The sequence below is a fragment of the Pandoraea sp. SD6-2 genome (genome assembly GCF_000389825.1).
Lineage (GTDB): Bacteria > Pseudomonadota > Gammaproteobacteria > Burkholderiales > Burkholderiaceae > Pandoraea > Pandoraea communis.
Genome location: NZ_KB944454.1, coordinates 870,892 through 883,360, shown reverse-complemented (window position 1 = coordinate 883,360; position 12,469 = coordinate 870,892). Strand labels below are relative to the sequence as shown.

At 63.0% G+C, this 12,469-nt stretch carries 9 protein-coding genes; all 9 read left to right on the top strand.

Annotated features, from left to right (window positions below; genetic code table 11):
* Window position 1: 1 nt before the first annotated feature.
* The 9 genes from C266_RS20405 to C266_RS20365 all read left to right on the top strand — a co-directional run bounded on the left by C266_RS20405 (window position 2) and on the right by C266_RS20365 (window position 12,445).
* Window positions 2-808 (top strand): polyphosphate kinase 2 family protein, encoded by an 807-nt coding sequence (locus C266_RS20405; RefSeq protein WP_010805632.1) that lies wholly within the window; start codon window positions 2-4, stop codon window positions 806-808.
* 145 nt (window positions 809-953) lie between these two features.
* Window positions 954-2,204, top strand: a complete 1,251-nt coding sequence (locus C266_RS20400) for an efflux RND transporter periplasmic adaptor subunit (RefSeq protein WP_246831206.1) — start codon at window positions 954-956, stop codon at window positions 2,202-2,204.
* Window positions 2,201-5,362: an efflux RND transporter permease subunit gene (locus tag C266_RS20395; protein WP_010805630.1), complete on the top strand. Its 3,162-nt coding sequence runs from the start codon at window positions 2,201-2,203 to the stop codon at window positions 5,360-5,362. Before C266_RS20400 ends, C266_RS20395 begins: the two co-directional genes overlap by 4 nt.
* A 483-nt stretch (window positions 5,363-5,845) precedes the next feature.
* Window positions 5,846-6,484, top strand: coding sequence for a type 4 pilus major pilin (locus C266_RS20390; protein ID WP_036663499.1), 639 nt, complete (start codon window positions 5,846-5,848; stop codon window positions 6,482-6,484).
* Window positions 6,485-6,605: 121 nt separating this feature from the next.
* Window positions 6,606-7,115 carry a toxin co-regulated pilus biosynthesis Q family protein gene (locus C266_RS26380; RefSeq protein ID WP_168162938.1) on the top strand — a complete coding sequence of 170 codons (510 nt, stop codon included), beginning with the start codon at window positions 6,606-6,608 and terminating at the stop codon, window positions 7,113-7,115.
* A 50-nt stretch (window positions 7,116-7,165) separates the two neighbouring features.
* The gene (locus C266_RS20380) at window positions 7,166-8,932 is read left to right on the top strand and encodes a secretin N-terminal domain-containing protein (protein ID WP_010805627.1); all 1,767 of its coding nucleotides are present in this window, start codon (window positions 7,166-7,168) and stop codon (window positions 8,930-8,932) included.
* Window position 8,933: 1 nt separating this feature from the next.
* Window positions 8,934-10,289, top strand: coding sequence for a type 4b pilus protein PilO2 (pilO2, locus tag C266_RS20375; protein ID WP_010805626.1), 1,356 nt, complete (start codon window positions 8,934-8,936; stop codon window positions 10,287-10,289).
* A complete protein-coding gene (locus C266_RS20370) occupies window positions 10,279-10,743 on the top strand; it encodes a hypothetical protein (protein WP_010805625.1) in 465 nt (154 codons plus the stop codon). Before pilO2 ends, C266_RS20370 begins: the two co-directional genes overlap by 11 nt.
* Window positions 10,727-12,445, top strand: a complete 1,719-nt coding sequence (locus C266_RS20365; RefSeq protein ID WP_010805624.1) for a GspE/PulE family protein — start codon at window positions 10,727-10,729, stop codon at window positions 12,443-12,445. The genes C266_RS20370 and C266_RS20365 overlap by 17 nt, the downstream gene beginning before the upstream one ends.
* Window positions 12,446-12,469: the final 24 nt, after the last annotated feature.

Genomic DNA, 12,469 nt, shown 5'->3' with positions numbered 1-12,469 from the left:
GATGTTCGAGAAATACCGCGTACCGCTCGGCAAGAAGCTGGACCTGTCGAATTTCGATCCGGCCGACAAGCCATTTTCGGGCGACAGCAAGGTCGACGACAAGACACGCATGGCCGAACTGGCGCTCAAGCTCGACGAGTTGCAAACCATTCTGCACGCCAACAGCAAGCACCGTGTTCTGCTCGTGTTGCAGGGCATGGATACCAGCGGCAAGGACAGCACCATTCGCGCGGTGTTCCTGAACGTCGATCCGCTCGGCATTCGCGTGGCGAATTTCAAGTCGCCCACGCCCATGGAACTGGCTCACGACTTTCTGTGGCGCGTTCACACGGTGGCGCCGGCAGCGGGCGAACTGGTGATTTTCAATCGCAGCCATTACGAAGACGTACTCATCACCCGTGTGCACGACTGGATCGACGCCGACGAGTGCAAGCGCCGCTACACCCACATCAACAATTTCGAACATCTGCTCGCGGACAACCACACGCGCATCGTCAAGTGCTTCCTTCACATCTCGGCGGAAGAGCAGCGCAAGCGGCTTCAGGAGCGCATCGACGATCCGAACAAGCACTGGAAATTCGAGCTGAACGACCTCAAGGAGCGCAGCTTCTGGCCGCAATACACCAAGGCCTACGAGGCGGCTTTATCGGCGACCTCGACGGAAGATGCGCCGTGGTATATCGTGCCTTCCGACTCAAAACGCCACCGTAACCTGATGGTGGCAGAGTTGCTGGTGCAGACGCTGACCGATCTGAAGTTGTCCTATCCGCCCGGCAGGCCCGAACTGACGGGCATGAAGGTGGAATGACGCAACGCCGCATGGCGGCAACAGAAAAATGGCATGACGTGAACGGCCGTGGCAATCCACGGCCGTTTTGACAGAAGAAACAGGCGCGGCCGGGCGAACGGGGGTTTGCCGGGCAATGGGCGTCGCATGGGTAACGGGGAAGAAGATGAGTGACGAGAACGCCCGCCGGCACATGCCGGGGGACGCTGCCGCCCGCGGGCATCAGACGGCCGCCCAGGGTGGCGCAGGCGGTACGCCACGGGGCACGGCGCGCTCGCGCCGCTGGATCACCGGTTTGCTGGCGGTTGCGGTGATCGGCGGGGCCGGCGCATGGTTGCGCTCTCGTGGCGCGGAGAAGCCTGCCAAGGCGGCGGTGGCGCCCTCGGTGAGTGCCGCTACCGTTGAAGTGCGCGACGTGCCTGTGCGGCTCATCGCCAACGGCACGGTCACCGCGCGTCAGACCGTCGAGGTGCGTCCGCAGATTTCCAGCACGATTCGTCAGGTGCACATCAAGGAAGGCGATTTCGTCAAAGCCGGGCAGTTGCTGTTCTCGCTCGATGCGCGCATGGACGAGGCCAACCTCAAGAAGGTGCAGGCGCAATTGGCGAAGGACGAAGCCGATCTCGCCAACGCCCGCCGCACACTCGCTCGCACCAAGCAATTGATCGCCGAGCATTTCGTCTCGCAAAGCGCGCTCGATACGGCGCAGAGCGGTGTCGACAGCCTCTCCGCGCAGGTCACCGCCGACCGGGCCGCGATTTCCGCGAGTCAGGTCGCGGTCGATTACAACCAGATTCGCGCCGGCATCGACGGCCGCACCGGGGCGATCAACGTTCACCCCGGCAGTCTCGTCACGCCGGGCGGGGCGGTGCTCGTGAGCATCACCCAACTCGATCCGATCGATATCAGCTTCACGCTGCCGGAAGGCGCACTGGCCGAGTTGCAGGCTGCGCGCGCAGGCGGCCCCGTCGCGGTGACGGCCACGCTTGGCACGACCGGCACGACCGGCACGACCGCGACGGGACAACTCAGCTTCATCGATAACGCCGTAGACTCGCAGACGGGCACGATCCGTCTGAAGGCCGCTTACGAGAACCGCGATGCGAAGCTGTGGCCCGGCATGTATCTGAACGTCGCGGTGATCGGCCGCGTGCTCAGGCAGGCAAGCGTGGTGCCGCCGCAGGCGGTGCAGACCGGCCCTGACGGCAAGTTCGTCTATGTCATCGGCGCAGACGGCAAGGTGAGCGCCAAGCCCGTGAAGGTCGGCTACGTAGAGGCCAGGCTCGCGGTCGTCGATGGCGTGCCCGCCGGCGCGCGCGTGGTGCAGGAGGGCGCCGAGAACCTGCGTCCGGGCAGTGCGGTGACGGTCGTGGCGGCGCGTGGTGCGGGTGATGGCGCCGCAGGGAAAGCGCCATGAACCTGTCCGAACTCTGTATCCGCCGGCCGGTCATGACGATCCTGCTGTGCGTGGCGGCGGTGGTGGCTGGCTTGATTGCGTACGGCCAGATTCCGATTTCCGCCCTGCCCAGCTTCAACTCGCCGGTCATTCAGGTCACGGCCACGTTGCCCGGTGCGAGTCCGGAGACGATGGCCGCGTCGGTGGCCGCGCCGATGGAAAAGCAGTTCTCGACGATTGCCGGTGTGGCGGTCATCAGTTCGACCAATACGCAGGGCACCACGTCGATCATCATCGAGTTCGACAGCGACCGGGACATCGATGCCGCCGCCGTCGACGTGCAGGCCGCGCTGTTCCGCGCGCAGCGCAAGCTGCCGGTGGAAATGACCACGCCGCCGTCGTACCGCAAGGTGAACCCGGCCGACGCGCCGATTCTGTTCCTCGCGATGAATTCGCCGTCGATGTCGCTGGCCGAACTCGACGACTATGCGGAAAACCTCGTCTCTCCCACGCTGTCCACGCTGCCCGGCGTGGCGCAGGTGCTGATCTTCGGGCAGAAGCGCTTCGCCGTGCGCGTGAAGGCGCGTCCCGACGCGCTGGCCGCGCGCAAGCTCACGCTCGACGATGTGGCGCGTGCGCTGGCGTCGGCCAACGCCAACAGCCCGGTGGGCACGCTCGACGGCACCCGCCAGACGCTGACCATCGAGGCCAACCGTCAGATGACCAAGGCCGAGCAGTTCGCGAACCTCATTATCGCGAGCGTCAACGGCAGCCCGGTGTATCTGCGTGACGTGGCCGAGGTGCAGGACAGTGTTGAGTCCGTGAAGACGGGCAGCTGGGTCAACGGCGAACGCTCGATTGTGCTCGCCGTGCTGCGTCAGCCCAATGCCAACACTGTGGCCACCGTCGATCAGGTCAAGGCGGCGCTGCCGCGTCTGGCGGAGCAGATGCCGCAGTCGATTCAGGTCAAGCTGCTCAACGACCGCTCGGTGTCGATTCGCGAATCGATTGACGACGTGCAGTTCACCCTCGGCCTCACGGTGATTCTCGTCACGCTGGTGATCTTCCTGTTTCTGCGACGTCTGGCCGCCACGTTGATTCCGGTCATGTCGCTGCCGGTGTCGCTCATCGGCACGGTCGCGCTCATGAAGGGCATGGGCTACTCCATCGACAATATCTCGCTGCTGGGCATCACGCTCGCCGTGGGGCTGGTCGTGGACGACGCCATCGTGATGCTCGAGAACATCGTGCGTCATATCGAGAACGGCGTACCGCCGTTGCGCGCGGCGCTGGTCGGGTCGCGCGAGATGGGCTTCACGATTCTGTCGATCTCGATTACGCTGGTGGCCGTGTTCATCCCGATCTTCTTCATGCCGGGCGTGATCGGGTTGATGTTCCACGAGTTCGCCGTGGTGGTGTCGCTCGCGATTCTGGTGTCGGCCGCCGTCTCGCTCACGTTGATCCCGATGCTGTGCAGCCGGTTTCTCAAGCATGAGCAGGACGAAGGGCTGGGACTGCGTGCGACGCAGTGGTTCGAAGACGGCTTCGTGTGGGTGCAGAACGGCTACGTGCGCAGCGTCGATTGGTGCCTGGCGCATCGCCAGTGGGTGATGGCCGCCGCCGCCGCGACGTTCGTTGCCACGGGCGTGCTGTTCGCGACGATTCCGAAAGGCTTTTTCCCGAGCGAAGACATCGGGCAGGTACAGGTGACGGCCGAAGGTGCGCAGGACATTTCGTTCACGGCCATGTCGGCATTGCTGCGTCAGGCGGGCGATATCATTCGCGCCAACCCGGCGGTCGAGACGGTGATCGTGTCGGCCAGCGACAGCAATCAGGGCCGCATGTTCGTCAACCTGAAGCCGCACGGCGAGCGTCCGCACATGAGTGAGGTGCTCGAAGGGCTGCGGCGCGACGTCAAGCAGGTGCCGGGGCTCAACGTCTACTTCAACCCGGTGCAGAACCTGCAACTGGGCGGTAAGCAGAGCAAGAGCCGCTATCAGTACGTGATGCAGAGCGTGAAACCGGGAGAGATGCAATTGTGGTCCGGCCGGCTGATGACCCTCATGCGGGCCGATCCGATCTTCCGCGACGTGACGACTGACGCGCAGATGAAGGGCCTGCAAGCGCAGCTCACCATCGACCGCGACAAGGCGAATACGCTCGGCGTGGCCATCGGCGACATTCGAAGCGCGTTGTACAGCGCGTTCGGCGAGCGTCAGGTGTCGACCATCTATACGCCCAGCGACAGCTATCAGGTGATCTTGCAGGCCGACGACAACGATCGTCGTGACGAAGGCGCGTTCGACAAGATCTACGTGCGCGGCAAGGGCGGTGCGCTGGTACCGCTCTCGGCGGTGGCGACGGTCGAGCGCAAGATGGGGCCGGTGTCAGTCAACCATCAGGGCCAGTTGCAGGCGATCACGCTGTCGTTCAATCTCGCACCGGGTGCGGCATTGGGCGACGCGGCGCAGAAGATCGTGGGCTTCCAGCGTCAACTGGGCTTTCCGCCGAGCATTATCACGAGTTGGGGCGGCGACGCGGCAGCGTTCCAGAAGTCGCAGTCGAGTCAGATCGTGCTGCTGGTCGGCGCGTTGCTCGTGATCTACGTGCTGCTCGGCGTGCTCTACGAGAGCTACATCCATCCGATCACGATTCTCGCGGGCTTGCCGTCGGCGGCCGTCGGGGCGCTGATTACGCTGCGTCTGTTCGGCATGGATCTGTCGCTCATCGCGGTGATCGGTGTGTTGATGCTCATCGGCATTGTGAAGAAGAACGCGATCATGATGATCGACTTTGCACTCGACGCGCAGCGCAACGGCGGCATGACGCCCACGCAAGCCATTCGTCAGGCATGCGCGCTGCGCTTCCGGCCGATCATGATGACGACGCTCGCGGCACTCATGGGCGCGTTGCCGATTGCGCTGGGCCTCGGGGCAGGCGCGGAGTTGCGTCAGCCGCTCGGGTTGGCGGTGGTCGGCGGCTTGCTGTTCTCGCAGGTCATCACGCTCTATATCACCCCCGTGATCTATCTCTACCTCGACCGCTTCGCCGGGAAGGGGCCGCTTGTGCTGCCGGGAGACAAGGCGGCGAACGACAGCCGCGAGACGGACCACAACGGCGGGAATGCGCACGGTTCGGCCCGCGTCGTCGACGGCACTCACGCGGACGCGGCGCCGTGAGGCGGTGACGTCCTGAAGCCGAAGGCAGGCGAGACAAACGCATTGTCTGTGCCATCTGCCTTCGGCGCATCACGCGCGCAGCAAACTCGCGTACCCATGGCATGCAACGTGCCTTGTGAAATCGCTGAATAGCGCCATCGGCAAACGGCGTTGTGAATACTCTCGTTGCGGTTGGGCTAATTCCGACGATCGCAAAATTCTCCATGGCGGCGCCAGCGCTCGGCGATCCGCGTTCCCCCTTGCTCGGCATGCCATCGGCGGCGTGGTACTTCACCTTCGCGATGCGCATCGACTTATCGGAATTGGTGGGCAGACAGGTAGTTTCTTGCCCCACGCAATTGTCAATTTGCGAAATGTACGGATAGCACGCGATAACGCAGTGCTTGGTGTTCAGGCATAAATCGCCCCTGTCGCGGCTTAGGGGAGACATCGCTATGCCGCGCAATCTTTCCAATCGAATGGCTCAGGATGAGGGATATGAACATGCAAGCGAACGAGGGCGCACTCGTGCAGATGAAAAGCAAAATGGTCAGCCGCTTGAACAAGCGCCGTCAGCGCGGTGTGACGCTGGTGGAGTTGTCGGTGGCCGTGGCGGTGATGGGCCTGATTATGGCCGGCGCAATGGTCGGGGTGCCGCGCCTGATGAATTCGGTGCGGGTGAATCAGGAGATCAAGGACTGGCAGATGGCGGTGGTCTCGGTGCAAAACGCCGTCTTGTCGGGGCAATTGACCGCGACTACCGCGCTGCCCGATATGGACAAGATGGGGTTGTTCACCGGCATGACACCTATTTCCGGCAAGCCCGGCGAATATCTGAACCGGTTTGGCGGGAAGATGAAAATGGAACCTATCGCGAGCGCTATTGCCAATGGGCCCAATTTCGGCGTGAAGGTAACGTCCGAGGAGGTGCCTAGCGACCAGTGTCAGAAATTCATGACGACATTGCAATCCAACTTCGCGACCATCAGCGTGAACGGCACGAGTCTGAAGGATATGAAAACGCCGTTCAAGATGGGCGATCTGGCGACCGCTTGCCAATCCTCGGATGCGACCGGCGGAAGCGATGACACGAAGAACGACCTGACCAAGGCAAAACTCGAGTTCACCATCAGCGGCTCCTGATCCCGTGATCGAACCACATCCGGCAATTCGGCATTGAATTCGACGTGAGGAAAAGATGCGCATCAAAAGGATGCTAACGGCGGCAGTGGCCTCGACCGTATGGTCGAGTACGGCTTTCGCTTTGGAGAGGTCTCAAGAGAAGCATTGGTGGCCCGATATCGAGGTCGCGTTCGCCAGCCATAAACCGCTGATGTCCGGCGGCGCAGCGGCAGCGGCGACACCGCCGCCGAGTTCCCTTGCGAGTGCGCTGGAGCCGCTGCCGTCGGTCGATGTGTCGTCGGATGTGGCCGCAACGCCAGCCTCGCCTTCTCAGCGTGTGCCGTCTGTGCAGGCTGCGGAGCCGCTCAAGCCACCTGCGCAGGCCGAAGTTCGCGAGCTTCTCGAACTGTTCATGTCACCGGACGACGGCCGTGTTTCCGTAGCGCTTCAGCGCTATCTGAAGGGGCACGGCTGGCAGCTCGCGTGGGAAATCGACCGTGACTTCCCTATCGAGTATCCGGCCACGTTCACAGGTGACTTCCTCGACATCGTCGAGCAGATCGTGGTCTCCCTGCAGAACACCGATGCACCCATTCGCGTGAAAGTCTACGAGGCCAACCGCGTGCTGCGCGTCGTTCACGCCACACAATAACAAGCGCTGCGCCCCCCCCGGCGCGGCCATCATGACGGAAGCGGTAATCCATGAGAAAGCGACTTGGCGTGTTGTGCGCCACAACGTTTCTGACGGCGTGCGGCACGCCAGGCATGCTCGCCAAAACCGATGCCAACGTAGAGCAGGCGCAGACGGATGGGCAATCGGCGTTCGATACCCACTCGGCGGCGCCGATTCGCGCCATCGAGCACGTGGAAGGGGCGTGGCTCGCAAAGCGCTCCGTGCCCATCAATGCTTCGATAGCGTTACCCGAATTTTTCAAGCGCAACGTGCGATTCGCCACCGGCGCGCCGTTGCCCATGTCGATCGTGCTCGCTCAGGTGGCGCGCGGCAACGGCCTGACCATTCGCATGGCGTCGGATGTGTCGTGCGCAGCAGGCGGTGGCGAAAGGGGTGGGAGTGGCGCCAGCCGCGCCCCCAATCGCGGTGGCAGTCCCGCCAACCTGTTCCAAGTGAACTGCTCCGATGCTGGCGAGCCGACCGTGCCGCTGCAATACTCGGGCACGCTATCCGGATTGCTCGACACCATCGCCCACCGCACGGGCACCCACTGGAGCTATCGCGACGGCGTGGTGCATTTCGCACGCTACGTCACACGGACTTTCCAGATCAAGATGATGCCCGGCAGTTCTTCGTACTCTGCGTCGGTGGGCAAGGCCTCGCAGATGAAGGCGAATCGCGGTGCGGCGGGCGGCAGCGGGCCGGGCAGTTCCGCCGGTGGCGTCGATCTGAGCTTCAACGCCGACGCCAGCGTGAGCGTGGAATCCGAACTCGATTACTGGTCGGATCTCGTTCGTACCGTGACCGACATGCTCTCCGAAGGCGGGCGTGTCACGCCGTCGGTCGTGACGAGTTCTCTCGTCGTCAGCGACACGGCTGACGTTATCGAGCGCGTGGCGAGTTACATCGATGCGGAGAACGCCGTGTTGGGCCGTCAGGTCAAATTGCGCGTGCAGGTGTACTCCGTGGCGCTGGAAGAAAATTCGGCCGCAGGCGTCGACTGGGATCTGGTGTATCGGGCGGCGAGCGGCATCACGTTGGGCCTGGCCGGCCCTGCGGCGGGCGGCACGCTCATGGCACGCAAGGGCGGCCTGCAACTCAACAAGATCGACAGCGGCAGATTCAGAGGCTCCGGCGCCTTCATCCGCGCGCTCAGCCAGCAGGGGCGTGTGAGTACCGTGATCGACACCACGGTCGTTACGCTGAACAATCAGCCGGCGCCCGTCGCCGTCACCCAGAATCAGGGCTTTGTCGCACAAACGAAGATGACGCCCGGCAACTATGGCGGACAGGCGGTGGTGACCGCCGAACAGTCGGTGCTGACCACAGGCTTCGTGATGAACCTGTTGCCCACGCTGATGGACAACCGCAGCGTGATGTTGCAGGTGCAGATCGACATGTCCGACCTGAAAAAGCTCGACAAGATCAATCTGCGCACGGGTAAAGAAGCGCCCAGTGGCACTAACGTGGAGGGCAGCGGCGGTCCGGAAGTGAAGGCGGAAGTCGGTTCCGATGGTGTGAAGGTGGGCTTGGGTGGCAAGGACGACAGATCGGGGTCCGATGATGGCCTTGGCGTCGGAACCTTCATGCAGTTGCCGATTACGGCGTCGATCCAGACCATGCAGCGCGCGTCGCTCAAGTCGGGCGATACGCTGGTGCTTAGCGGTTTCCGCCGGCGCGACGACTCGACCGATCGCGATGGTCTCTTCAATTACCAGGGCGGCACCAAGGAGGCGCGCCAGCAGGTCAAGGAAGTCGTCATCCTGATTTCGCCGGAACTGACCGAGGGCGTGTGATATGACGCGCATATTGTCCAACCGGCTCGTCGTCGGTGCGCAGTGGGAGACATTGATCGGTCTGCAGAAGGAGCCTACGGAGATTCGCGGGCTCGCCCGCAGCCGCGACGCCTCTCATTACGCCGTGGCCGACGATGGCGCCGGCACGCGCACGGTGGGGCTGTTCTCGCTGGCCCCGTCGATCAAAGGGCAGAGCGCGCCCGAGTTATACGCCCTGGGTGCCGTGCTCGGCGCGATGGTCGATGCGCCGAACGTGGCGTTCGTGCATCCCGATCCCGACGACCTGTCTGCCGTGTTCTTCGTGACGTTGCGTGATCGTCGGCCGGAGCTGGATCTGGTCGTGCCCGCATCGGAACTGCGCGCAAGAATGGAGCAGTGGGCAGCGGAGATCGAGGGCGGAATCACGATTGCAGGTATTGCGCCATTGCACGGCAGCGGCGCCGATGTGGCGCTCACGCTCGACGATATCGCGGCACAGGCAGCGAAGGATCAGTCGCGCGACGCGCGTCTGCAAGTCGTGCGCAAGCCGTTACCGGCGCGCCAACTGAAGATCGCGGCGATCTCGCTCGCAGTGCTCTCACTCGTCTGCGTGGCCGGGTGGTGGGGGTGGGACTGGTACGAGGAAAGGGAGAAGGCAAAGCTCGCAGCGGCCAATCAGGTCGATCCGGTGGATGCCTACCGGCGCGCGCTCGCCCGCGCAATCGCCGCAGAACCCTTTTCGACGGGAGCGTCGTATGCCCGGCGCGTGCAATACGCGGTGCAGTCGCTGCCCGCGAGCGCTGGCGGATGGCGCCCCGCGTCCATCGAATGCAGGGGCAATCAATGTGAGATTCAGTGGCGCCGTCAGGAGGGCGGCACGTTCGATCTGCTTCTCTCGCAACGCCCGAATGCCCGGATCGTCGATCTCGACAATGCGAGTGAAACCATCACGCCCGCCGACACCGTTCCGCCAGTATCCGGGCAGGCCAAATCGATGCCGGTGTCTGCGAGCGCGGAAGGGCTCGCCGAGAACGAAGACGAGGTCGACGACGGGGAGGCGCGCGTGACACCCGTGCCGCGCACGCAGTTTCTGCGCACCGCCGGGGCGCGTCTGCAATCGCTCGGCGACTACGGCATGGACATTTCGCTATCGATGCCCCAACCGCTTGTTCAGGCACCACCGGCGGTGACCGCGCGCAGCGACGTACCACCGCCGATCGCCAGGGGGGAATGGAAGATTGCCGGGCATCTGGCGTTCGTCGATTCTGTGGCCGGACTGATGATGCGCGCCGGCAACATGTCGTTGCACGAGTTGACGATCGTGATCGACGACACCAAACCCGTCTTCTCCGCTAAAGGAACCTACTATGTTCATTAAGCTCCGCCGGACGGCATGGATTGCGACGGCCGTGGCGGCAACGTCCTCGATGGTTGTCGTACCCGCGCAGGCCGAAGAAACGATCGACGCGTTTGCCCGTGCCCATCTCAAGTCGACGCAGGAGACACTGACGGCCGACGGCGCGTCGTCTGCCGTTGCGATCAGCGCAACGCCTGAGGTGTTGCCGGAACTGATGTTCATTCACGGTGTTGACGACATCGCGACGGCTTATCTGCGCGTCGATGGCCGTTTTGGCTACCACGTGAGCGACGGCGATCGGTTCGGCGATTGGCGGGTGGTGAAGATCGGCAGCGATTTCGTGGACGTGACACGAGGTGGCAAAGTTCAGCGTCTGCTGCTGCCCAATGCGATGGGGGCGTCGCCCGCCGGCGAAACGCAGGCGAGTCGCGCGAGACTCGGGTCATCGGGGCGGCGCAATGGCGAAGATTTCTGATCGGTTCCAGGCGGCGTTCTCACGCGTCAATTCACGCAGCGGCACGGTCGCTCGACCCATCGCGGATCTTCGCGTCGACGATATCCAGATGCAAGGCTGGCGTCAGGATCTCGGCATCATATTGGCCGGGGCGGAAAACGGGTCGCTGGTACTCGTTGCCCCGAAGCCGCGGCTCTTTCTGGTACTGCTCGAACACACGACGTTCGTGCGTATGCAGGGCTCCGACTTGCTCTCGCGTTTCGAACAGGCCGTTCGAGCGACACATCGACTGGATCTCGAAGGGATTTACGTCGGCACGACAGAAGAAATGCTGCTCATGCAGTCGCGCCTGCAACAGCAAAGCGGTACCGGTGTCCGCACCGAAGCGCAGCGCACCGGCGCCTATCGGAATTTCGATCTGATCATCGAACGCGCCATCGACGCGCGGGCCTCCGACGTCCACTTCGAATTTCGCGAAGGCCAGCATGTGCGCGTGCGCATGCGGATTCACGGCAAGCTGCGCGCGACGAGCGAGACAGATCGCATCTCGCGCGACTATCACGCGATGCTCGATGCGGTGTCCGCGGCGTACAACTCGCGTGCCGACCCCAGCAGCCGAAGTCACAACCATTTCGATGAAGATCAGCATCAGAGTTGTTCGATTCCGCTGAACCTGCGTAATCGCAAGTATCAGCTTCGCTTGCAGAGCATTCGCGAGAATCGGGGTGTCGACGTGATTTTGCGACTGCTCGTCAACGAAGCCGTGGACGACGACGTGCTGTCGCTCTCCGAACTCGGTTACTCCGCCGATCAGATCGAGGTGCTCGAGAACGCGGTACATCGCAGCCCAGGGTTGACGATCATCGCGGGTGAGACCGGCTCGGGCAAGTCGACGACATTGCGCACGATGATGATGTACGAGCGTGACTCGGGTAAAAAATTCTTCTCCATCGAAGATCCGGTCGAATACATCCAGCCGCATGTGACACAGATCCCGATTCAGCGGCGTGCCGAAGACGGGCACGGCGAATCGGCGTTCGGCGCGGCGGCCAAAGTGCTGTTGCGTGGCGATCCGGACAAACTCATGCCCGGCGAAATTCGCGACATCGAAACGGGCTCGTTCGCCAAGTCGATGACCGAAACGGGCCATCAGGTGCTGTCCACGGTTCACGCGTCGAGCGCATTCGGCATCATCCCGCGTTTGATCAGCGAAGAGATCGGCATGCCGGTCTCGGCCGTCACGTCCCCCAACTTTCTCACCGCCATGGTGTATCAGAAGCTCATTCCGGTACTGTGCGATCACTGCAAGCTGCCGGCTGTCGGGCATCTCGACGAGACGACGTTGTGCGTCATCGCCGGCCTCGGTATCGACACGGCTCGCGTGCGTGTCGCAGGCCCAGGCTGCGATCACTGCAAGGGGCGAGGCACGGCAGGGCAGACGGTCGTGGCGGAAGTGTGCGAATTGTGCGACGAATTGCTCGACCTGCTGCGTCAATCGAAATTCTGGGAGGCGCAGCGCTATTGGCGCGCCCAACACGACGGCGATCTCACGAGCCCGGTCATGTCCGGTAAGTCGGCCATGGAGCATGCGATCTACAAGATGGCGCAGGGTCTCATTGATCCCGGTGACATCGAAGCCGGATTCCACAAGCTCAAGAAATTCCAGATGTGGAAGGGCGGGTCGACATCGCCTCAACCGCCCCGCCGTCTGGCGAGTGTGTAAGTCATCCTCACGCAATTCGTCTGA